Here is a 22,086-nt window from a genome sequence, read left to right as displayed (position 1 = left end):
GTCGGGCCTATTGTCGCCCCTCGTCCTTGCGTACGGGCGTCCGGGGCGGGTGCCCGCAGTGGGCGTGCCCTTCCTCGGCCCCCCCGTTGACCAGCAGTTCGAGCAGTTCGCCGAGCTGTGCGCGCTGCCCGGCGCCCAGCGGCGCGAGCACTTCGCGGGCGGCCTCGCGCCGCGCCCGGCGCAGCGCCTCCAGGGTCTCGCGCCCCTCGTCGGTCAGCTCGATGCGCGTCACCCGGCGGTTGCCCGGATCGGGCACCCTGCGCACCCGGTCGCCCGCCTCCAGGGCGTCCACGAGCGTCGTGACCGCGCGCGGGACGACGTCGAGCCGCGTGGCGAGATCCGCCATGCGGGGCGGCTCGGGGAAGGCCGCCACGGCGCGCAGCAGGCGGCTCTGCGCGGGGGTGAGGCCGAGCGGCCCGAACCGGTGGCGCTGGAGACGGTGCAGGCGGCGGTTGAGCCGGAGCAGCTGCTCGGCGAGGGCGGCGTCACCGTCGGGAGCGGGCACGGGGCCGGACGCGGGGCCCGGGGAGGGCGCCTCGGGGTCCGGGGCGGCGGGGGAGCGCATGGCGGGAACAATATCAGGACCAGGTTCATTGTGTACATAGGTAACAATGAACTATGCTCCCCGAGAACCGCCCGCACCCCTGTCCGTCACCCCCTGAAGGAGCCCATGCGCCCGCCCGAGATCAACTGGACCCCGCCCGACAAAGCCGCCCGCGCGGACCAGGAACCGCGCCAGATCCGCCGCATCCTGCGGCTCTTCCGCCCCTACCGGGGCCGTCTCGCCGTCGTCGGCCTGCTCGTCGCCGCCTCCTCGCTCGTCTCCGTCGTCACCCCCTTCCTGCTCCGGGAGATCCTGGACACCGCGATCCCCGACGGGCGCACGGGGCTGCTGAGTCTCCTCGCGCTCGGCATGATCCTCAGTGCCGTCCTGTCGAGCGTCTTCAACGTCCTCCAGACGCTCCTGTCGACCACGGTCGGCCAGCGCGTCATGCACGACCTGCGCACCGGCGTGTACGCGCGCCTCCAGCGCATGTCCCTCGCCTTCTTCACGCGCACCCGCACCGGCGAGGTCCAGTCCCGCATCGCCAACGACATCGGCGGGATGCAGGCCACCGTCACCTCGACGGCCACGAGCCTCGTCTCGAACCTCACCTCCGTCATCGCGACGGTCGTCGCGATGCTCGCCCTCGACTGGCGGCTCACCGTCGTCTCGCTCGTCCTGCTGCCCGTCTTCGTCCTCGTCAGCCGCCGGGTGGGGCGCGAGCGCAAGCGCATCACGAGCGAGCGCCAGCGCCAGATGGCCACCATGGCAGCGACCGTCACCGAGTCCCTGTCGGTGAGCGGCATCCTGCTCGGCCGCACGATGGGCCGCGCCGACTCCCTCACCCGCTCCTTCGCGCGCGAGTCCGAGGAACTCGTCGACCTCGAAGTGCGCTCCAACATGGCCGGCCGCTGGCGGATGTCCGTCATCAGCGTCGTCATGGCCGCGATGCCCGCCGTCCTGTACTGGGCGGCCGGACTCGCGCAGGCGCGCGGTGCCGCGATCTCGCTCGGCACGCTCGTCGCCTTCGTCTCGCTCCAGCAGGGCCTGTTCCGCCCCACGGTGAGCCTCCTCGCGACCGGCGTGCAGGTGCAGACCTCGCTCGCGCTCTTCCAGCGCATCTTCGAGTACCTCGACCTCCCGGCCGACATCACCGAACGCGAGGAGCCCGTCCGCCTCGACCGCGTCGAGGGCGAGGTCCGCTTCGAGAAGGTCGCCTTCCGCTACGGGGACGACGGCCCCGTGCTCGACGGCATCGACCTGACCCTCCCGGCCGGCGGCTCGCTCGCCGTCGTCGGCCCCACGGGCTCGGGCAAGAGCACCCTGAGCCAGCTCGTGCCCCGCCTGTACGACGTCAGCGGCGGGCGCGTCACGCTCGACGGCGTGGACGTGCGCGACCTCGACTTCGACACCCTGGCCCGCGCCGTCGGCGTCGTTTCGCAGGAGACGTACCTCTTCCACGCCTCCGTCGCCGACAACCTCCGCTTCGCCAAGCCGGACGCGAGCGAGGAGGAACTGCGGGCCGCGGCCCGCGCGGCGCAGATCCACGAGCACATCGCGAGCCTCCCGCAGGGCTACGACACGATCGTCGGCGAACGCGGGCACCGCTTCTCGGGCGGCGAGAAGCAGCGCCTCGCCCTCGCCCGCACGATCCTGCGCGACCCGCCCGTCCTCGTCCTGGACGAGGCCACGAGCGCCCTCGACACCCGTACCGAACGCGCGGTGCAGGACGCGCTCGACACCCTCGCCGCGGGGCGCACCACGCTCACCATCGCCCACCGCCTCTCCACCATCAGGAACGCCGACCAGATCGTCGTGCTCGACGGCGGGCGCATCGCCGAGTGCGGCACCCACGAGGAACTGCTGGCCCGCGACGGCGCCTACGCGGCCCTCGTGCGCAGCGATTCCCGCAGGGGCGACACCGAGGGCGACGACACCGGCGCGGGCGGCTCCCGCGCGGACGCGCCCCGTACGGAGGTGCCCCGTACGGAGGTGCCCCGTACGGAGGCGCCCCGTACGGAGGCGGCTCCCGGACCGGTGATCCTGCCCTCCACTCCTCCGGCCACCGTCAAGACACAGAAAACGGGACACAAGTGATTAACGTTCCCTTATGACCCAGCCCTCACGCCGCCGCCCCACGCCCCCTCCCGGCCGGCCCGGCCCGCCCGGAGGCCGCCGGACCCGTATCACCCGGCGGGGCAGACTCGCCCTCCTCGGCGCGGCCCTCGCGGTCGTCGCCGCCGCGATCGCCGTGCCGCTCGTCCTGAGCGGCGACGAGGACGAGGGCCCCGCGCACGCCGCCACGCTCACCGTCCCCGAGGGCTGGCGCGCGAGCCAGGTCTACACGGCCGTCGACACCGCCCTGCGGCTCAAGAAGGGGACGACCCGCGCGAAAGCGGCCGACGCCGGACTCGCGCTCCCGGGCGACGCGGGCGGCAACCCGGAGGGCTACCTCTACCCCGCGACGTACCCGATCACGGACCGGACCACCCCGGAACGCCTGCTGGCCACGATGGTCGACACGGCCAACCGCACCTACGCGGGCGGCACCGTCGGCGCCGGGGCCGAGCAGAACGCCGTCTCGCGCTACCAGCTCGTCACCGTCGCGAGCATCGTCCAGTCCGAGGCGGCCACCGACAAGGACATGGCCCGCGTCGCCCGCGTCGTCTACAACCGGCTCGACGAGGGAATGCCGCTCCAGATGGACTCGACCCTGAACTACGGGCTCGGCCGCAGCACCCTGCACACCAAGACCTCGGAGACCCGCAGCAAGACCCCCTACAACACGTACGTCCACAAGGGCCTGCCGCCCACCCCCATCGCCAACCCGGGAGCCGGGGCACTGCGCGCGGCGACCCGCCCCGCCGAGGGGAGCTGGCTCTACTTCGTGACGGTCGCGCCCGGCGACACCCGCTTCACCAGCGACTACGCGGAGCACCAGAAGAACGTGGCCGAGTTCAACAGCCGCCACAGCTCCCCGAGCCCGAGCGCCTCGTCCTGAGCGGGACCAGGGGGGGCGGGGGAGTGGGGGAGTCGGCGAGCGGCAGGTCAGGCGGTCGCCGGTACGGGCGCGGCCGCGGCCGCGGACGGGGCCGTCTCGCCGAGCAGCGCGCGGAGGTTCCGTACGGCAGAGCGCCCCGCGCGGTTGGCGCCGATCGTGCTCGCCGAGGGCCCGTACCCGACCAGGTGCACCCGGGGGTCGCGCACGACCTTCGTGTCCGCCATCCGGATGCCGCCGCCCGGCTCCCGCAGGCCGAGGGGCCGCAGGTGTTCCAGGGCGGGCCGGAAGCCCGTCGCCCACAGGATCACGTCGGCGTCGAATCGGCTGCCGTCCGCCCACTCCACCCCGCGGGGCGTGATCCGCGCGAACATCGGGTGCCGGTCGAGCGTGCCGTCCGCGAGCCCCGCGCGGACCGCGTCGTTGAGGGGCAGTCCCGTCACCGAGACGACGCTGCGCGGCGGCAGCCCGTCCCGCACCCGCGCGTCCACGAGCGCCACGGCCGCGCGGCCCTCCTCCTCGCCGAAGGGCCCTTCGCGGAAGACCGGCTCACGCCGTGTCACCCAGCGGGTCGCGGCCGCGTAGGGCGCGAGTTCGAGGAGGTGCTGCGTCGCCGATATCCCGCCCCCGACCACGACGACACGCTTGCCGCCGAAGTACTCCGGACCCGGATAGCGCACCGTGTGCAGCTGTTCACCGAGGAAACTTTCCTGTCCCGGGTAGTGCGGCCGGAAGGGGCGGTCCCAGGTGCCGGTCGCGCTGATGAGGGCCCGCGCCGACCACGTGCCGTCCGAGGTCTCCACGCGCAGCCGCCCGTCCCCGCCCTCGCGCACCGCGCGCACGTCCACGGGCCGGCGCACCGGCAGCGCGAACCGCTCCTCGTAGGCGCGGAAGTACTCCGCGACGACCTCGGAGGAGGGCCGCGCGGGATCGGCCCCGGTCAGCTCCATGCCGGGCAGCGAGTGCATCCCGTTGACCTTGCCGTATGTGAGCGAGAGCCACCGGAACTGCCAGGCGCCCCCGGGCGCGGGCGCGTGGTCGAGCACGACGAAGTCCATCCCCGCCCGCCGCAGGTGGTACGCGGCCGACAGCCCCGCCTGCCCGGCTCCGGCCACCACGACGTCCACCGCTCTGTCCTCGTTCACACTCCCGCCAACGACGCCGTGCCGCCGGATCTTCCCGCACCCGGTGCGCGAGGATGCCCCTCATGACCTTCCGCACCGAGACCCTCCGCGTCCGCACCGGCACCCACGAAAGCGTCCACGACCTGACCGCCGACTGCGAAGCCTTCCTCGCCGCCCACGCCGCAGGCCGCGACGGCCTCCTCAACCTCTTCGTCCCCCACGCGACCGCCGGGCTGGCGGTCCTCGAAACCGGCGCGGGCAGCGACGACGACCTCCTCGACATCCTGCGGACCCTCCTCCCCTCCACCCACCCCTGGCACCACCGCCACGGCACCCCGGGCCACGGCCGCGACCACGTCCTTCCCGCCCTCGTCCCACCCCACGCTACCCTCCCGGTCACCTCGGGCCACCTGGCCCTGGGCACCTGGCAGTCGGTGTGCCTGATCGACACGAACGTGGACAACCCGGACCGTCAGGTGCGGCTGAGTTTCCTGGGGTGACCAAGATCGTTCAGCTGGGTCGTGCCGCCGATTCTCCGTACCATGCGCGCTCGAACGGAGAGAAGAAATGCGCGGTACGGACCTCAACGCGATCGAACGGCCCTACGACGGATGCGGCAAGTGCCTGCTCGGAGTGCGGCGGCTGTCGCGCGTGAAGCTGACGACGTCTTCGCCTGAGCGCCAGCGCGAGAACGTCCTCACTGCCGCCGCCGCCGTCGGCGCCCACATCATCGGCTGGGCGGACGACTGGGAGGTCTCCGGCGCTACGGATCCGGTGACCCGACCCAGCCTGGGCCCGTGGCTCCGTGACGAGAGGGGCCCGTACGACGGCTTGGTCGCCGCAGCGGTGGACCGGCTCGGTCGCAACGTCGTCGACAGCCTGAACACCGGCTACAAGATGCGGGACGAGAAGAAGATGCTCGTCACGTACGGGCACGACGGAGCCTGGAATCTCGACGACCCCGCCGACGAGAACCGTTTCACCATGGAGGCATGGGGCGCGCAGATGGAACTGCGCGCGATCCAGCGCAGGAACCGTGACGCCACCGTCAAGACCCGCGCCGCCGGCCGTCCGAAGGGCAAGCCGTCGTACGGCTTCCAGTACGTGCGGAAGGTGATGGGAGGGAAGATCGATCAGGTCGAACTGCACCCGCATGCCTCGGAGGTGCTGCGGAACGTCGCCCGCCGTATCCTTGCCGATCCGGACAACGTCACCTGCAGCAGCGAGGCCGCGCGTCTCAACCGTGCCGAGGAACCGTCACCCGCGGATCACCTGGCCATGATGTACGGCAAGCCGGCAGGTGGGCGGCCGTGGTCACCGCAGAGCCTGAAGAACATCCTTCTGTCGGAAGCCACCCTCGGGTATCTGATGCACCGCAACAGGCCCGTCCTCGGCAGGGCGGACGGTCACCCCGTACGGCTCTGCGAGGGGCTGTGGGACCGGGCCACGCACGAGGCGCTCAGGAGCGCCATCCTCTCCCGGAAGGCTCCCTGGACCCGCCGTTCCAACCGCGAATACCTGCTGACCACGGTCGCCCTGTGCGGGCAGTGCCATACGCGTCTCTACACCCAGACGTCGAAGGACGCCCCACCGCGCTACACGTGTACGGCGCGGAACAAGGGCTGGCTTCAGGCGCAGCACTGCCGACCCGCACCCCTCATCAATGCTCATCTTCTTGACGCTTACGTCGAGGAGTGGTTCCTCCGAGAGCTGGGTGACGGCATGATCTACGAGACGGTGTACGACGCGGGTAATGGCATTCCCGAGCGCGTGGCGGAGAACCGGGCCAGCCGTGAACGGCTGCGAGCCGACCGTGACGCCGGGCTGTATGACGCCCTGGATGACGCAGTGTGGTTCCGGGACCGATACGCCGCGTTGGGAAGGGAGCTGGCCGCTCTCGAGGCTGAGCCACGGCGGGCGCCTGGCATGGTCCGGCGGCCGACTGGCGAGACGGTCGCCGACCGTTGGTTCCGCGCTGCGGATGTACAGGCGCGAAAGGAGATCTTGATCGACTTCGGCATACGGGTGACGCTCTTCCCGGCCAGTGTCAAGCCCCCGGGTTTCGTGGAGAGTGAGTTATTGATCCGAAACGCTTTGGGTGCAGGCTCGTTGATGGTGTGTGAGTGATGTGGTGGGGGATGCGCGGAGTTGGTCGCCGGACGCGCAGGAGGCTGTGCGGTTGCTGGCGGTGTCGGCGTTGGTGGAGGGCCGGGACCGGGTGGAGGTCGCCGCTCTGTTCAGGGTGTCGGTCAGGGCCGTGGACAACTGGTGGGCGAGGTGGCGGGCCGGCGGGCGGGACGCGTTGTTGTCCCGGCCGCAGGGTCGGCGCGCGGGTGAGCATCAGGTTCTGTCCGAGGCCGAGCAGGCCGCCGTGCGGCAGGCCGTCCTCGATCACACGCCGTCCGGCCTGGGGCTTTCGGGTCAGCTGTGGACGCGGGGGCAGATAGGCCGGCTGATCTTCAATCTGTACGGAGTCCGCTTCACCGGTCCCGGGGTCGGCAAGTACCTCAAGCGCTGGGGACTGACCTTCCAGCGGCCCGACAAGCGGGCCGTCGAGCGGGATCCGGAAGCGGTCCGCACGTGGCACGAGGAGACCTGGCCGGCGATCCACGCCCGGGCGAAGGCCGATAACGGCGAGATCCTGTTCGCCGACCAGGTCGGGATCCGCTCGGACCAGGTCACAGGCCGCACCTGGGGCATGAAAGGGGAAGACACCGGTGGTCCGCCGCACCGGGAACCGGTTCTCCGTGAACGCGATGTCCGCGATCAGCACCAAGGGCCGAATGCACTTCATGGTCTTCACCGAGTCGTTCGACGCGACGGTCATGTGCCGCTTCCTCGCCCGCGTCGTCGGTCACTTCGACCGGAAGGCCCACCTGATCGTGGACCGGCACTCGGCCCACCGCTCGAAGACCGTCCGGGCCTGGCTCGCCGACCACCAGGACGAGATCGAACTGCACTTCCTGCCCTCGTACTCACCCGAACTCAACCCGGACGAGCTCGTCAACGCCGACCTCAAACGCAACCTGCCCCACACCCACCGGGCCAGGAACCGGACCGAACTCGCCGCCGAGACCCGCAGGTTCTTCCACCGCAGACAACGCCAACCCCACATCATCACCGGCTACTTCAAAGCCCCGCACGTCCGCTACACCCTCGACGAACGAACCCCATGAGTTTCTGATCAATAGTAGCCGCATCCCAGGAAGCGGTCACGGAGCCACGCTGAATGACGCAATTGCAGGGTTGTAGCCCTTAGTGTCCGATCCGTGCGTATGGCGATGCCGACCCGCTTCCAGAGAGCCCCGCAGCACTGGGTGGCGAGGGCGCCTGCGCACGGCTTCGCACCCGAACAAGGAGTTACTCCGTGCGCCTGCGCACTCCGCTGACGTCGATGGCCCTCGTGGCTGCTCTGCTCGGCCTTTCCGTCTCACCTTCCGCGGCCGTTGCCCCCTCCGTGAAGGGCCCCGGCACCTTCGTCACCAACGGGGACCGCGTACACATCTCAAGTACCCCTCCCCGCACGGCATCCGCCCATGCCTGGTGGACACACGTCGCCGGCCCCGGCACCGAGGCCAGGGTCACCATCTGGCTCCAGGTGAAGGCTGCCAAGAAGGGCAGCAAGTGGCACTCCGTGGCGAAGAACTCGAAGAACCTCAAGTCCGGCAACGGCGGCAGCGCCCGCAGAGTCGTCGCACGCAAGAAGTGCGCGAACCAGAGCAAGCGCCAGTGGCGCACCATGATCGACGTGGACCTGATCGGCGTCGCTGACACCCCGGAGAAGGCGTACACCAAGGCGGTCACGGTAAAGTGCGGAGCTTGAGGCCCCGAGCACGTAGCGCGCCATGCACGGAGAGCGGAAAGCGAACGCTGTGCCCCCGCAGAGGCGCCTATGAACTCAAGGCTCGACGCCGCTCCTGATGCGGGGGGACCGCGCCCCCACGGGTGCGGGGTCCCCCCGACCCGGGCCTTTCACCCGTTAGATCCTGGAGTAGGGACCATGAGCGACACCGGTCTGGACGCCACCTTCATCGTCGGACTTCATGGAGTACTCGACAAGCACCCCTGGATCGAACAGGTCAACGCCGAGTTCGATCTCGAAGAGGACGTGTTCAGCCTCGCCGTGCAGCGCGCGTCCGCTTTCGCGTGGAGCTCCACGGCGTTGGCCGACGAGCAGACCGAGAACCTCTGGGACCACAACGACGCCGGCGGCGACTGGACCCCGGACGGAGCCGTCCGTCAGCTCGCCTGGCTCCAGGCATCGCTTCCCCGGCCCTCCCACATGCCCGGAAGGGTCCGACGCGAACCTCGCCTGCCGGTCCTTCCCGTCTTCACCGTGCTCGCGGACGCGCTCCGCCGGGTGGGCACCGTGCGGCTCACCGGCACGCACACCCTCGCGCCGCTCCACCGCGCGGGAGACGCGCGCGTCGCCCTCGCGGAGAACGCCGACTGGTACACCCTCGCCAATCCCGCCGACGCGACCACACTGACGGTCACGGTGTCCGCGCTTCCCTCAGCGCGCCTCGCCGAGCGGGCCGACGCGATCCGGGAAGCGGCGCTCGCCCGCACGTACGGCAACATGCGGGTGGCCAGCTGCAAGCCCGCCACCGCAGCCGCGACGCCTGGGCTCGCCCGACCGCTCGCCGGGATGGTGCAGGCCGAGCGCCTGCGCCTCGCACTCGCCTTCCGGTGCGATGTACGGGAGTGGACCACCGACGTGGCGGCCTGGACGACCGAGGTCTTCGCGGACTCGATCCGGGCGGTGACCGGGCTCTCCGGCCTTGTCCTCATCGCGGTGTCTTCGGACCCGGCCGCGGCCTGACCGGCGTCCTTCCCACCGCGAGGACGCTGAACCCGCCGTCCGCCCCCTTCCCTCGCGTCAGCCGCGCGGGCGAAGAGGCGCCACGCCCTCCGATCCGCTGTACAGGACCTGAAGCGACTCCGGGCCGCGGACCAGGCGGGTCCGTCGCCAGGGGATGTGTTCGGGCGGGACGGCGAGGCGGATGTCGGGGAAGCGGCGCAGTACGGGTCTGTCCAGTCAACGGCTGATCGTGGTTGTTGAGGTTCAGTGGGTGGTGGTGGGGGTGAGGCGGCCTTCGAAGGCGATCTGGAAGGCGTTCAGCGGGGCCTTCCAGCGCATCGTCCAGCGGCGTCGGCCCTTGCCTGTCGGGTCCAGGCTCATCAGCGCCATGTAGACGCACTTCAACGCGGCGGCCTCCGACGGGAAGTGACCGCGGGCCCGGACGGCCTTGCGGATGCGGGCGTTGACGCTCTCGCTCCAGGGCGGACTCCAGCACCCGCTTGGTCAGCTGCTGCAGCAGCCCGCCCTCCCCGGTCAGCTGAAGCCCATCGGAACGGGCACGGTCGACCAGCATGCCAATCAACTGCTCGTCCGACACCGCTTCCGCGGCCGACTCGACGACCGACTCCTCCACGGCCCCGTGCTCGGTGATGGTCTCACTCATCAGGCGACTCCTTGATCATCGGATCCGCCGTCTATTGGACACTCCCGGACCGCACTCCGGGAACAAGTCGTGGGCGGAGTACAAGGAGCGGCCGGGTTGTCTCGCTCCGCCCAGGCACAAGCCCTAACCTCGCGCTTTCATGAAGCGGGCTGTCCGACGGGTGGTCAGGAAAGCGAGAAGTGCCTCTGACCAGCAAGAATGAGGATTGTCGAGGTCCTTGTTCCTGCCACCGCCGGAGGCACTTCCCAGGTGAAGAAGCGTATCGGGTCCTATCCACGCGTCCGCATCGAGGGCGGAGGCCGTGGGGTGGTGTCCGAGGCCGGGGCCGTGCTGCTGGTCGAGACGGTCCGCAAGACCGGGCTGGACCGGGCGATATCGGCGGCGCTGGCGCCGTGGCGACGGCCGCGGGCGGTGCACGATCCGGGGAAGATCCTGCTGGACGTGGCCCTCGCGGTCGCGTTGGGCGGGGACTGCCTCGCGGATGTCGGGACGCTGCCGGCCGAGCCCGGCGTGTTCGGGCCGGTGGCCTCCGACCCGACGGTCTCCCGGCTCGTCGACGCCCTCGCCGCAGCCGGGCCGAAGGCCCTGTCCGCGATCAGGGCCGCTCGGGCCGAAGCACGTGAGAGCGTCTGGAAGCTGGCCGGCACTGCGGCGCCGGATGCCGCGGGACACGTGATCGTGGACCTGGACGGGGTGCTCGTGCTGGCCCACTCCGAGAAACAGGACGCCCCCGGGACCTGGAAGAAGACCTTCGGCCACCACCCCCTGATGGGCTTCGTCGACCACGGAAGCGGCGGGACCGGTGAGCCGGTGGCCGGCCTGCTCAGACCGGGCAACGCAGGCAGCAAACCGCCGCCGGCCACATCACCACGGCTGGGCTCGCCCTGGCTCAACTGCCGAAGAAGTACCGGCGCGGGCGCCAGACGCTGATCCGCACCGACTCCGCAGGTGGCACCCACGAGTTCGTGGCCTGGCTCGCCCAGCGCGGCCGGTGGCTGTCGTACTCGGTCGGCATGACCATCACCGAGCAGATCCACCAAGCCGTCCTCAAGGTTCCCGCCACGGCCTGGACGGCAGCGATCGAGCCCGGCGGCGAGATCCGGGACGGCGCCTGGGTCGCCGAACTGTCCGGCGACTTTCTGAAGGGCTGCCCGAAGGGAACGCGGCTGATCGTCCACAAGGAAGGCCCTATACCGGCGCCCAGTTGAGGATCACCGACGCCGACGGACTGCGGCTGACCTGCTTCGCCACCAACGCCACCGGCATACCGATCGCGGCACTGGAACTGTGGCACCGCCAGCGGGCGCGGGCCGAGGACCGCATCCGGGCCGCGCGGGCCACCGGCCTGCGCAACCTGCCCCTGCACGACACCGCGCAGAACCAGATCTGGCTGGAGATCGTCCAGCTCGCCCTGGACCTGCTGGCCTGGATGCCGATGCTCGCTCAGACCGGCGAAATCCGCAGGCGGGAGCCCCGCCGTCTCCGGTTTCTCCTTCTCTCCGCCGCCGCCCAGATCGTCACGACCGCCCGCCGACGGTATGTGCGGTTCGCAGGCCACTGGCCCTGGACCGACGTGATCACCGACGCCCTGGCGCGACTCGAAGCTCTCCCGAACCCCGCCTGACCAGCACGTTCCCGTCCCCGCGAGCAGCACCACCCCCACCGGAGCGTGGAACCCGGCGCACACTCGACGCGACAGCCGGGCCATCAGCTTGCCCGCCGCCAGCTCGAACAACCGAAACGGCCCGCCGAAGAAACCGACGGACCGTCACGAAAGATCGAGGCTAATCGGAGCAGCCTCCACTGACGAATCGAGGTTGGGCGTGGAAAGGAATTCACTGAAGGAGGCGAACACCTCCCTCAACGGCACAAGGGCCTTGTCCGTTTCGCACTCCGACCCCACACCGGCCGGTCGCCCGATCAGTGGCCACCCTGAAAACGCTCAATAGATCAAACGCCCTCTTGGAGGCAGGTGGCAGGATTGATCGCTTTCACCACGTGACCACCCGTAGCCCCCTCCCTGCAGTTCCAGACAGAAAGACCATGGAAATAACCCACATGCAAACCTGAACGGTGAGTCTCGCAAATGGGCCAGACGATCCTGTAATGACTCATAATAAATTCTTGGACCCCTTCTGCCATGGTGCCCAAGATTTCTTCCCAATCCGGCGTCGAGACTTCCTCGGATTTGATCCTAACAACGCCGACCGGCCCGGTTTCTGGGTCGATCATATAGTCGATGTAGCAGTACTCCTCTCCGGTTATTTTTTTTCTAGTTTCCTCTTCTGCTGAATCTTTGACGACCTGGAAAGCCGCCCTGGCCATCGAGAAGGTGCGCGAGGTCCAAAGTTCGCAGAAATTTTCCTCTGAGATCGCGCCAATCTCTTCGTACAGCTCGGACATCCAGTCCGAAACTTCTTCCGGCAGATCGTCTCCCTGTCGCCATACTGCTCGGAGCATCCTGTCTCGCCAGTCTGCAAAATTTGCCATGCCCCGCCACCTTGCAAATAGAGCGACCCGATCGCATCGAGTCTTAGGAAACGTCGCGCCGCTGGGGGAAGGATGCGATTTTGGTATCCTTCCCCCAGTGGCGTACTTACGAGACTTCTCGGATCAGTCCGCGAAGCCTCAGGTGAAGAGGCCGTACACGTTCAGCGTCGGGTTCTTGACGCACACTTTCTGCACGGTGAATTTTCCGCTAAATTCGACGTTGTCCGTCCAGTCGAACCAGAAGGTCATCCCCATAACCTTGTACTTCCCGCGATCCGACTCCGGCCTACCTTTTCCGTTCGGGACGCCCCAGGAGCCATGGAAGGTGTATGTGCCCGGCTCCAGGTGGCCGTAGTTCTGATTTTTCTTGGCATTGTACAGCGGAAGGACGATGCTGTACACGAACTTCAGCGATCCGTGCTTCTTCCAGATCGCCTTCAGTTTCACGTACCACGTCAGACTGCATTTCGCCTTCGATGAGTTGCAGTTCCGGCTGATTCCGATGGTGTAGTTCTTCGTCGACTTCGTCTGGGTTCGGTATTTCAGCTCGCCACTGGTGTCCGACTGACCGATCGGGTCGGCGGGGTAGACGTAGGTACTGGTGTTGCCCCCGTACACCGGATCGGCCTGGAGAAAGCGGCCGGTGGCGGGATCGTACATTCGGACACCCATGAGGGTATAACCGGCGAGGCCGTCCGTGGCGCGCTGGTAGGCGCCCAGGGATCCGTACTTCGCCGCGACGGCGGTGGGATCGAGCGGATTGCCGTACTCGTCATATTGATCCGAAACGCTTTGGGTGCAGGCTCGTTGATGGTGTGTGAGTGATGTGGTGGGGGATGCGCGGAGTTGGTCGCCGGACGCGCAGGAGGCTGTGCGGTTGCTGGCGGTGTCGGCGTTGGTGGAGGGCCGGGACCGGGTGGAGGTCGCCGCTCTGTTCAGGGTGTCGGTCAGGGCCGTGGACAACTGGTGGGCGAGGTGGCGGGCCGGCGGGCGGGACGCGTTGTTGTCCCGGCCTCGGGGCCGGGCCCTGACCCTGGAGTTTGGACACCGGAGAGACTTGGATCTTGATGGTCCAGGAGAACGGAGTCCCTGTGGGGATGAAGCATTACCCCGCCGAGTTCAAGGCGGACGCGGTCGCGTTGTACCGGTCGCGTCCGGGAGCGACGATCAAGTCGGTCGCCGCCGATCTCGGAGTGAACACCGAGACGCTGCGGAACTGGATCCGGGCCGCCGACGGACGCCGCGCCGGTGCCCATTCCGCCCCCGCAACGGCACCGCAGCCTGCCGGTGACCCGGTTCAGGCGGAGCTGGCCGCCGCGCGCAAGAGGATCCGCGAGCTGGAGGAAGAACGCGACATCCTCCGCAAGGCGGCCCGGTATTTCGCGACGGAGACGCGCTGGTGAACCGCTGCCAGTTCGTTGAGGATCACCAGCGCCGATACGGCGTGAAGCGGCTCTGCGACATTCTCGGGATCGCCCGCTCGAGTTTCTATTACTGGCGTCGCACCGCCCCGGCTCGCATGGCCCGTCAGGCCGCTGACGACCGGCTCGCGGCCCGGATACGCAAGGCCCACAAGGAGTCCGACGGCACCTACGGAGTCCCGAGGATCACTGCCGAGCTCCGCGACGAGGGCGGCCAGGCGGTCAACCACAAGCGCGTTGCCAGGATCATGCGGACCATCGGCCTCGAAGGGGTCCGTCTGCGGCGCCGGCACCGCACCACCATCGCCGACCCGGCCACCGCGAAGGCCCCGGACCTGATCGGCCGCGACTTCACCGCGAAGGAGATCAACACCAAGTACGTCGGTGACATCACCTACTTGAGCGTCGGCGGCGGACGGTTCTGCTATCTCGCGACAGTGATCGACCTGTGCTCGCGCCGCCTGGCAGGCTGGGCGATCGCCGACCACATGCGCACCGAGCTCGTCATCGACGCCCTCGCCGCCGCGGAACGGACCCGCGGCAGTCTGAACGGGGCGATCATGCACACCGATCACGGAGCCCAGTACACCAGCGGGGCCTTCGCGGACGCCTGCCGCCGGGCCGGTGTCCTGCAGAGCATGAGCGCCGTCGGGTCCAGCGCGGACAACGCCGCCGCCGAATCGTTCAACGCCAGCTTTAAAAGGGAGACGTTGAAGGGCCGAAAGGGCTGGTCAAGCGAGCGCGAGGCACGACTCGACGCCTTCCACTGGCTGTCCCGCTACAACACCCGACGCCGTCATTCCCGGCTCGGCCAGCGAGCCCCGATCACCTACGAGATCACCGTCCACCCAACCTCAACTACCCTGGCCCGAGCCGCATAGACGTGTTCAAACTCCAGGGTCAAGGCCCGCCGGCGCGCGGGTGAGCATCAGGTTCTGTCCGAGGCCGAGCAGGCCGCCGTGCGGCAGGCCGTCCTCGATCACACGCCGTCCGGCCTGGGGCTTTCGGGTCAGCTGTGGACGCGGGGGCAGATAGGCCGGCTGATCTTCAATCTGTACGGAGTCCGCTTCACCGGTCCCGGGGTCGGCAAGTACCTCAAGCGCTGGGGACTGACCTTCCAGCGGCCCGACAAGCGGGCCGTCGAGCGGGATCCGGAAGCGGTCCGCACGTGGCACGAGGAGACCTGGCCGGCGATCCACGCCCGGGCGAAGGCCGATAACGGCGAGATCCTGTTCGCCGACCAGGTCGGGATCCGCTCGGACCAGGTCACAGGCCGCACCTGGGGCATGAAAGGGGAAGACACCGGTGGTCCGCCGCACCGGGAACCGGTTCTCCGTGAACGCGATGTCCGCGTTCAGCACCAAGGGCCGAATGCACTTCATGGTCTTCACCGAGTCGTTCGACGCGACGGTCATGTGCCGCTTCCTCGCCCGCGTCGTCGGTCACTTCGACCGGAAGGTCCACCTGATCGTGGACCGGCACTCGGCCCACCGCTCGAAGACCGTCCGGGCCTGGCTCGCCGACCACCAGGACGAGATCGAACTGCACTTCCTGCCCTCGTACTCACCCGAACTCAACCCGGACGAGCTCGTCAACGCCGACCTCAAACGCAACCTGCCCCACACCCACCGGGCCAGGAACCGGACCGAACTCGCCGCCGAGACCCGCAGGTTCTTCCACCGCCGACAACGCCAACCCCACATCATCACCGGCTACTTCAAAGCCCCGCACGTCCGCTACACTGAACCTCCCCGGGTTTGATGGAGACCATCAAGACCCGGAAGGATGCCGATCATGGCTGCTCCCCGTAAGTACCCCGATGAACTGCGTGAACGCGCGACACGTCTGGCCGTCGAGGCCCGCGAGGACCCGGTCGGCCGGGCCGGCGCGATCAAGCGGATCGCCGACCAGCTGGATGTGCACCCTGAGGCTCTGCGGGGCTGGGTCAAGCGGGCCGAGATCGACGAGGGCACCGTGCCCGGCACCACCAGCGCGGAGGCCGCCCGGATCGCGGAGCTGGAGCGGGAGGTGAAGGAACCGCGGCGGGCGAACGCGATATCGAAGTCCGCCTCGGCTTTCTTCGCAGCGGAGCTGGACCGTCCATCGCGATGAAGGTCGCCTACATCGACCAGTACAAGGAGACGTTCGGCGTCCAGCCGATCTGCGACGTCCTCGCCGAGACGGACGCGCCGATCGCGCCGAGCACCTACTACGCCGCCCACAACCGTCCGCCGTCGGCCCGCAGCCCGCGCGATGGCGAACTGACCGAGGACATACGCCGGATCCACGCCGACAACTACGGTGTCTACGGGGCTCGCAAGGTCCACGCCGCCCTGGTCCGCGAAGGAGTCGAGGTGGCCCGCTGCACGGTCGAACGCCTCATGCGGCAGGCAGGACTTCGCGGGGTGATCCGGACCAGGAGCCCGCGCACCACCCGCCCCGCTCCGGAGACCGACCGCCCGGCCGACCTGGTCGAGCGGCAGTTCACCGCAACTGCACCCAACCAGCTGTGGGTTGCCGACATCACCTGCATCAGGACCTTCGCCGGCCGGGTCTACGCGGCCTTCGTCATCGACGTGTTCTCCCGCATGGTCGTCGGCTGGCAGGTCGCCACCAGCCTCTACACCGACCTCGCGCCCGACGCGCTGGAGATGGCGATTTGGCGCCGCTGGCACACCGGTGCCGACCTCGCCGGCCTCACACATCACTCGGACCGCGGAGTTCAATACCGTGCCATTCGCTACACCGAACGCCTCGCCGACAAGGCGGCCGTGGCCTCGGTCGGCTCCAAGGGCGACTCGTATGACAACGCCCTCGCCGAGGCGTTCAACAGCCTGTTCAAGGCCGAGCTGATCCGCAACAAGGGCCCCTGGACGTCCATCAACGACGTCGAGATCGCGGTCGCCGAGTACGTCGACTGGTTCAACCAGCGACGCCTGCACGGCGAGCTCAGACACGTCACCCCGGCCGAGTTCGAGGCGGGACTGTAAAACGTTCGGTGTAACTCCCGATCATGGAAGATGCATCGATGACCAGCAACAACGTGACCAAGGCCGAGCCCGTCGAGCCGTCTGAGACGGTGCCGTCGAAGTCTGTGGACGACCGGCTGATCGACGAGTTGGTGGGCCGGGCTCAGGCGGAGGGCCTGCAGCTGACCGGCGAGGGCGGGCTGCTCCAGCAGCTGACCAAACGACTCCTGGAGTCGGCCCTCGAGGGCGAGATCACCGACCACCTCGGCTATGACAAGCACGACCCGGCGGGGAAGAACGGCGGCAACTCCCGCAACGGCACCCGCGCCAAGACCGTACTGACCGACGTGGGCCCGGTGGAGACAACCGTGCCCCGCGACCGCGAGGGCTCCTTCGAACCGAAGATCGTCAAGAAGCGCCAGAAGCGTTTGTCCGGCGTCGACGAGATGGTCATCTCACTCGCGGCGAAGGGCCTGACCACCGGCGAGGTCCAGGCCCACCTGGCCGAGGTCTATGGCGCCGACGTGTCGCGCCAGACGATCTCCACGATCACCGACAAGGTCCTCGAAGGCATGGCCGAATGGCAGAACCGGCCCCTGGACGCCGTCTACCCGGTCGTCTTCATCGACGCCATCCACGTAAAGATCCGCGACGGCGCGGTCGCCAACCGGCCCATCTACGTCGCCCTGGCCGTCACCGTCGAGGGCCGGCGGGACATTCTCGGGCTGTGGGCCGGCGACGGCGGCGAGGGCGCCAAGCACTGGATGCACATCCTCACCGAGATCAAGAACCGCGGCGTGAACGACGTCCTCATGCTCGTATGCGACGGGCTCAAGGGCCTGCCCGACGCGGTCGAGACCGTCTGGCCCCGCACCGTCGTGCAGACCTGCGTGGTCCATCTGCCGCGGAACTCCTTCCGCTATGCCGCCCGCCAGGACTGGGACAAGATCGCCAAGGTCCTCAAGCCCGTCTACACCGCGGCGACCGAGGACGCGGCCCTCGATCGGTTCGCGGAGTTCGCCGACGCATGGGGCAAGAAGTATCCGGCGACGTCAGGCTCTGGGAGAACGCGTGGGAGGAGTTCACCCCGTTCCTGCGCTTCGACATTGAGATCCGCCGCATCGTCTGCACCACCAACGCGATCGAGTCCGTCAACGCCAGGATCCGCCGGGCGGTGAAAGCCCGGGGGCACTTCCCGAACGAACAGGCCGCCCTGAAGTGCGTCTACATGGCGATCATGTCGCTCGACCCGACCGGCAAGGGCCAGGCCCGCTGGACCATGCGCTGGAAAACCGCTCTCAACGCCTTCGACATCACCTTCGACGGCCGACTCTCCGCAGCCCGCCAGTAACCCTCAACAACCCTACTTACACCGCTCGTTTGACAGACCCTACCTTGGCAGTTGCCTTAACGGAGTTTGGTGGATACGAACGTGGACAACCCGGACCGTCAGGTGCGGCTGAGTTTCCTGGGGTGACCAAGATCGTTCAGCTGGGTCGTGCCGCCGATTCTCCGTACCATGCGCGCTCGAACGGAGAGAAGAAATGCGCGGTACGGACCTCAACGCGATCGAACGGCCCTACGACGGATGCGGCAAGTGCCTGCTCGGAGTGCGGCGGCTGTCGCGCGTGAAGCTGACGACGTCTTCGCCTGAGCGCCAGCGCGAGAACGTGCTCACGGCCGCCGCCGTCGGTGCCCACACTGAGGCCGGGGAGGAGCCACCGGAGGCGGGCACGGCGGCGGCCTGCCCGGCGCCCGGCCACGAGGAGCGGTAACGGCCCGGGCGGACGCGGCGCCCGGGGGCCGCCGCGCGCCGCCCCCGGGCTCCCGTCCGCCCCGTCTTCGGCCCCGGCCGGGAGGACGACCGGGGCCGGGGCGCGGCGGATCAGTACAGCTTCTTGCCCTCCGCCAGCATGGCGACGAACTTCTCGATGCGGGACGCCCGGGTCTCGGCCTTCTTGGCGTCCTCGACGCGGTGCAGGATCGCGTACCGGTTGCGGCTGTCCAGCGTGGCGAAGAAGTCACGCGCCCCGGGCGCCGCGTCCAGGGCGGACTGGAGGTCGTCGGGCACCGTCGCCTTGCTCTGGGCCGCGTACGCCGCCTCCCAGCGGCCGTCCTTCTTGGCCTTGTCCACCTCCCGCTGCCCGGCGGGACGCATCCGCCCCGCCTCGATCAGCTCGGTGGCCTTCTCCCGGTTCACCTTCGACCACTTGCTGCCGGACCGGCGCGGAGTGAAGCGCTGCAACCAGTACCGCTCGTCCTGCTTCTTCTTCTGCCCGTCGATCCACCCGTAGCACAGGGCGGACTCCAGCGCGTGCGCGTAGTCGACGCCCTCGGCCCCCGAACCGTTCTTCGGGACACGGAACCAGACCCCCGCCGCGTCCCCGTGGTTCTCCTCCAGCCAGTTCTCCCACTCCTCCTGCGTGCCGAACGACAGGACCGGATCCGGCGACTTCGCTGTTCCCTCGGACATGCCCGCCATGAAATCCCACCCCCGGGAACGGGTCAACCACCGCCGGTGGCCCCGCGCGCCCGGCCCGTCCCCGGCCGGGCCGGGGCCCGGCGTGCACAAAGTTGAGCAGCAGGCCGGGGGCGACCCGGCATACGGTCTGCGCCGGTCGAGCGGCACGGCGAAGGGCGGACGCATGACGACGATGTACGAGCACGTCGGCGGGGAAGAGGCGTTGCGGCGGCTGGCGGAGCACTTCCACCACACGGTCCTGGAGGACCCGCTGCTCGGTGAGCTGTTCCGGGCCGGATCGCCCTACCACGCCGACCACTTCACCGCGTTCCTCACCGAGATGCTCGGCGGCCCGGCCCGCTACACCGACGAACTCGGCGGCTTCATCGCACTGCTGCGCGCCCACGCCGGGATGCGCATCACCCCCGAGCAGAGCGACCGGTTCGTCTCGCTGCTGCTCCGGGCGGCCGACGAGGTGGCGTTGCCCGACGACGACCGCTTCCGCAAGGCGTTCACCGCCAACGTCGAGAAGGCCGCCGGTTTCACCACCAAGGCCTCGCAGGAGGACGACCACCCGATGCTCCAGCCCCCGTACCCGGTACTGGGCCGCTGGAAGTGGTGAACCGGCACCGCTGAGACCCATCACCCAGTCGAGGGGGAGCGTTGAAGCCCGCGGAACCCGTCCCCGTGTCATCCGCCGAGGTGACCGCCGGTACCACCTGCGCACGACTGCTCCGGGTCCTGGAGCCCCTGCTCACCTGGACCGGGCCGCCGGACCCGGACGCCGACCTGGCCGACGCCGGGCTCACCTCGCTGTCCGCCGTGCGGCTGATGCTGGAGATCGAGAGCGAGTTCGGCACCGAGGTGCCGCTCGCCCTCCTCCTGGAGTGCCGCACCCCGCGCGACCTGGCCGACCGCATCGACCGCGCCGACGGCGAGGACGCCGACGGCGCCGCCGGGCCCGTGGACGTCGTGGCCGACCCCGAGGCGCGCCACGAACCCGTCCCGGCGACCCCCATGCAGGAGGCGTACGTCGTCGGCAGGTACCCGGAACTGGACCCGGACGCCTTCGGCTGCCACCACTACCACGAGTTCGCGTGCGACGGCCTGGACACCGAGCGCCTCGCCCGCGCCTGGACGCGGCTCGTGGAGCACTTCGACGCGCTCCGCCTCACCGGCGTCGGACACCACCAGCGGGTCCAGCCGAGCGTGCGCGTCCCCGCGCCCGTCGTCCACGACACCGACGGCGCGGACGCGCTGGAGGCCGAGGCGCGCGCCGTGCGCCGCCGCCTGTCCCACCACCGGTACCCGCCGGGCCACTGGCCGCCGTTCCAGGTCGAGATCTGCCGGGAACCGGCCGGACGCGCCGTGGTCCACCTCAGCCTCGACGGCACCGTCACCGACGCGCACGGCACCGACCTGCTGCTGCACCACTGGTGGCAGGCGTACGAGAACGACGAACACCGGCTGCCCGACGCGCCGTTCAGCCTCCGCGACACCCTCGACGCGCTTGCCCGCCACCGAGCGGGACCCGCCCACAAGGCCGCCGTCTCCCGCGCCGCGGAACGGCTCAAGGGCCTGCCCGGCGGGCCGCCCGTCCTGCGCCCCGAACCGCCCCTGCCGCCGCCCGGCCTCGACGGCCACCTGCGCACCCCGCGCCGCGGCCGGCTCACCCCCGCCCAGTGGGCCGGACTGCGCGCACGCGCCACCGCACTGCGCGTCTCGCCCACCTCGCTCGTTCTGACCGCCTTCACCGAGGCCCTGGCACCGGCGGGGCCGCACGAGCCCTTCACGCTCGTCCTGACCACCACCGACCGGCCCCGGCTGCCGGCCGCCGCCGAGGCGATCGTCGGCCCCTACACCTCGGGATGCCTGCTCGTCGTCGACGCGCACACCCCCGACCCCGACGAGGCCGCGCGCACCGTCCACCAGCAGGTGTGGGAGGCGCTGTCCCACGCGCACGCGGGCAGCGTCGAGGTCCTGCGCGAACTGCGCGCCCGCGGCGGCGGCGCGCCCGCCCTGCCCGTGGTCTTCACCAGCCTCCTCGACCTGGACTTCGAGGGCGCCGGACGCGGCAGCATGAGCGACCACGAGCGGTACGTCGTCGGCCAGACCTCCGGCATCGCGCTCGACCACCAGATGCGGGAACGCGACGGGGGCCTCGACTACCGCTGGGACACCGCCGACGCCCTCTTCCCGCCGGGCACGCCCGAGGCCCTGTTCACCCGCTTCGGCCGGCTGCTGCGAGGACTGTGCGAACCCGCGCCGGGGACGACCGTGCCCGCCCGCGACCTCCAGCAGGCGTACCTGGTGGCCAGGCTCGACGGCCGCACCGGGCGCGGCTGCCAGTACCACCAGAGCTTCCACGTGGACGACCTGGACCTCGCGCGGCTGCGCGCCGCCTGGCGCGACCTCGTCGGCGCGCACGAGGCACTGCGCCTGCGGGCCGGCGCCGACGGCACGCTCGGCGTGCTCCCCGAGGCGCCCGCCGACCTGGACGTCCCGGTCCTGGACGTCCCCGAGGGCGCGGACGCCGACGCCGTGGACCGCGCCGTACGCGCCGCCCTGACCCACCGGCCCTTCGGGCTCGGGCGCGGCCCGCACACGGACCTCG

General features: G+C 69.7%; 18 protein-coding genes, 6 pseudogenes and 1 other annotated feature. Of the genes and pseudogenes, 18 read left to right on the top strand and 6 right to left on the bottom strand.

Going from position 1 to position 22,086, the window contains the following annotated elements; genetic code table 11:
• Window positions 1-7 precede the first annotated feature (7 nt).
• Complete coding sequence (locus tag SSBG_RS01340) at window positions 8-565, bottom strand: MarR family winged helix-turn-helix transcriptional regulator (RefSeq protein WP_050776699.1); 558 nt, start codon at window positions 563-565, stop codon at window positions 8-10.
• A 105-nt stretch (window positions 566-670) separates the two neighbouring features.
• Between SSBG_RS01340 and SSBG_RS01335 the strand changes: the two genes are divergently transcribed.
• On the top strand, window positions 671-2,641 hold the full coding sequence (locus tag SSBG_RS01335; RefSeq protein ID WP_008744439.1) for an ABC transporter ATP-binding protein: 1,971 nt from the start codon (window positions 671-673) through the stop codon (window positions 2,639-2,641).
• 13 nt (window positions 2,642-2,654) lie between these two features.
• Window positions 2,655-3,545 carry an endolytic transglycosylase MltG gene (gene mltG, locus SSBG_RS01330; RefSeq protein ID WP_037868650.1) on the top strand — a complete coding sequence of 297 codons (891 nt, stop codon included), beginning with the start codon at window positions 2,655-2,657 and terminating at the stop codon, window positions 3,543-3,545.
• Between the two features lie 47 nt (window positions 3,546-3,592).
• On the opposite strand, the gene SSBG_RS01325 is transcribed toward mltG, so the two are convergent.
• Complete coding sequence (locus SSBG_RS01325; RefSeq protein ID WP_037868648.1) at window positions 3,593-4,687, bottom strand: NAD(P)-binding domain-containing protein; 1,095 nt, start codon at window positions 4,685-4,687, stop codon at window positions 3,593-3,595.
• A 53-nt stretch (window positions 4,688-4,740) separates the two neighbouring features.
• Between SSBG_RS01325 and SSBG_RS01320 the strand changes: the two genes are divergently transcribed.
• The 6 genes and pseudogenes from SSBG_RS01320 (at window position 4,741) to SSBG_RS01300 (ending at window position 9,488) form a co-directional block, all read left to right on the top strand.
• A complete protein-coding gene (locus SSBG_RS01320) occupies window positions 4,741-5,166 on the top strand; it encodes a YjbQ family protein (protein ID WP_008744436.1) in 426 nt (141 codons plus the stop codon).
• Between the two features lie 67 nt (window positions 5,167-5,233).
• Complete coding sequence (locus tag SSBG_RS01315) at window positions 5,234-6,793, top strand: recombinase family protein (RefSeq protein WP_050776698.1); 1,560 nt, start codon at window positions 5,234-5,236, stop codon at window positions 6,791-6,793.
• A pseudogene (locus SSBG_RS34050) lies at window positions 6,786-7,322 on the top strand (winged helix-turn-helix domain-containing protein); the annotation flags it as partial. The gene SSBG_RS01315 and the pseudogene SSBG_RS34050, both read left to right, overlap by 8 nt.
• A 100-nt stretch (window positions 7,323-7,422) precedes the next feature.
• A complete protein-coding gene (locus tag SSBG_RS34045; protein WP_234010707.1) occupies window positions 7,423-7,842 on the top strand; it encodes an IS630 family transposase in 420 nt (139 codons plus the stop codon).
• Between the two features lie 191 nt (window positions 7,843-8,033).
• Window positions 8,034-8,489 carry a hypothetical protein gene (locus tag SSBG_RS01305; protein WP_008744432.1) on the top strand — a complete coding sequence of 152 codons (456 nt, stop codon included), beginning with the start codon at window positions 8,034-8,036 and terminating at the stop codon, window positions 8,487-8,489.
• 177 nt (window positions 8,490-8,666) lie between these two features.
• Window positions 8,667-9,488, top strand: a complete 822-nt coding sequence (locus SSBG_RS01300) for a hypothetical protein (RefSeq protein WP_037868646.1) — start codon at window positions 8,667-8,669, stop codon at window positions 9,486-9,488.
• 243 nt (window positions 9,489-9,731) lie between these two features.
• On the opposite strand, the pseudogene SSBG_RS30525 reads toward SSBG_RS01300, so the two are convergent.
• A pseudogene (locus SSBG_RS30525) lies at window positions 9,732-9,941 on the bottom strand (transposase); the annotation flags it as partial.
• A 439-nt stretch (window positions 9,942-10,380) separates the two neighbouring features.
• Here SSBG_RS30525 and SSBG_RS01290 point away from each other — a divergent pair.
• Window positions 10,381-11,755, top strand: a pseudogene (locus SSBG_RS01290) (IS1380 family transposase).
• A gap of 326 nt (window positions 11,756-12,081) precedes the next feature.
• Here SSBG_RS01290 and SSBG_RS33020 read toward each other — a convergent pair.
• Window positions 12,082-12,621 (bottom strand): hypothetical protein, encoded by a 540-nt coding sequence (locus SSBG_RS33020; RefSeq protein WP_158677732.1) that lies wholly within the window; start codon window positions 12,619-12,621, stop codon window positions 12,082-12,084.
• Window positions 12,622-12,759: 138 nt separating this feature from the next.
• A complete protein-coding gene (locus tag SSBG_RS30515) occupies window positions 12,760-13,560 on the bottom strand; it encodes an RHS repeat-associated core domain-containing protein (RefSeq protein WP_234010706.1) in 801 nt (266 codons plus the stop codon).
• Between SSBG_RS30515 and SSBG_RS35970 the strand changes: the two are divergent.
• The 7 genes and pseudogenes from SSBG_RS35970 to SSBG_RS01250 all read left to right on the top strand — a co-directional run.
• A pseudogene (locus SSBG_RS35970) lies at window positions 13,538-13,588 on the top strand (hypothetical protein); the annotation flags it as partial. The gene SSBG_RS30515 and the pseudogene SSBG_RS35970 sit on opposite strands and share 23 nt — an antisense overlap.
• Before the next feature lie 124 nt (window positions 13,589-13,712).
• A protein-coding gene (locus SSBG_RS01275; protein ID WP_086023026.1) for an IS3 family transposase occupies window positions 13,713-14,923 on the top strand; the annotation gives its coding sequence in 2 pieces (ribosomal slippage) (window positions 13,713-14,004 and window positions 14,004-14,923; 1,212 coding nt in all).
• A 78-nt stretch (window positions 14,924-15,001) separates the two neighbouring features.
• Window positions 15,002-15,166 (top strand): annotated as a pseudogene (locus SSBG_RS35965) (helix-turn-helix domain-containing protein); the annotation flags it as partial.
• A gap of 220 nt (window positions 15,167-15,386) precedes the next feature.
• On the top strand, window positions 15,387-15,803 hold the full coding sequence (locus SSBG_RS35960) for an IS630 family transposase (RefSeq protein WP_420790254.1): 417 nt from the start codon (window positions 15,387-15,389) through the stop codon (window positions 15,801-15,803).
• A gap of 33 nt (window positions 15,804-15,836) precedes the next feature.
• Window positions 15,837-17,032, top strand: a protein-coding gene (locus SSBG_RS01260) for an IS3 family transposase (RefSeq protein WP_420790253.1) whose coding sequence is annotated in 2 segments (ribosomal slippage) — window positions 15,837-16,116 and window positions 16,116-17,032 — 1,197 coding nt in all. Because the reading frame shifts where the segments join, the coding sequence is not laid out codon by codon here.
• Window positions 16,115-16,243: a sequence feature (AL1L pseudoknot), on the top strand. Its footprint overlaps the gene before it by 129 nt.
• 38 nt (window positions 17,033-17,070) lie before the next feature.
• Window positions 17,071-18,362, top strand: a pseudogene (locus SSBG_RS01255) (IS256 family transposase).
• A gap of 193 nt (window positions 18,363-18,555) precedes the next feature.
• The gene (locus SSBG_RS01250) at window positions 18,556-18,786 is read left to right on the top strand and encodes a hypothetical protein (protein ID WP_008744421.1); all 231 of its coding nucleotides are present in this window, start codon (window positions 18,556-18,558) and stop codon (window positions 18,784-18,786) included.
• 110 nt (window positions 18,787-18,896) lie between these two features.
• Here SSBG_RS01250 and SSBG_RS01245 read toward each other — a convergent pair whose 3' ends face one another.
• Window positions 18,897-19,493, bottom strand: a complete 597-nt coding sequence (locus SSBG_RS01245; protein WP_008744420.1) for a YdeI/OmpD-associated family protein — start codon at window positions 19,491-19,493, stop codon at window positions 18,897-18,899.
• Between SSBG_RS01245 and SSBG_RS01240 the strand changes: the two genes are divergently transcribed.
• Together SSBG_RS01240 and SSBG_RS01235 are read left to right on the top strand one after the other, a co-directional pair.
• The gene (locus SSBG_RS01240) at window positions 19,492-20,094 is read left to right on the top strand and encodes a group II truncated hemoglobin (protein WP_158677731.1); all 603 of its coding nucleotides are present in this window, start codon (window positions 19,492-19,494) and stop codon (window positions 20,092-20,094) included. The genes SSBG_RS01245 and SSBG_RS01240 overlap by 2 nt on opposite strands.
• Window positions 20,095-20,174: 80 nt before the next feature.
• The coding region (locus SSBG_RS01235; RefSeq protein WP_199781322.1) for a phosphopantetheine-binding protein at window positions 20,175-22,086 on the top strand (1,912 nt) is incomplete at its 3' end.

Source organism: Streptomyces sp. SPB074 (genome assembly GCF_000154905.1).
In the GTDB taxonomy this organism is placed as follows: domain Bacteria; phylum Actinomycetota; class Actinomycetes; order Streptomycetales; family Streptomycetaceae; genus Streptomyces.
The sequence above is the reverse complement of the archived record's forward strand: the minus strand, read 5'-3'. Positions and strand labels throughout refer to the sequence as shown.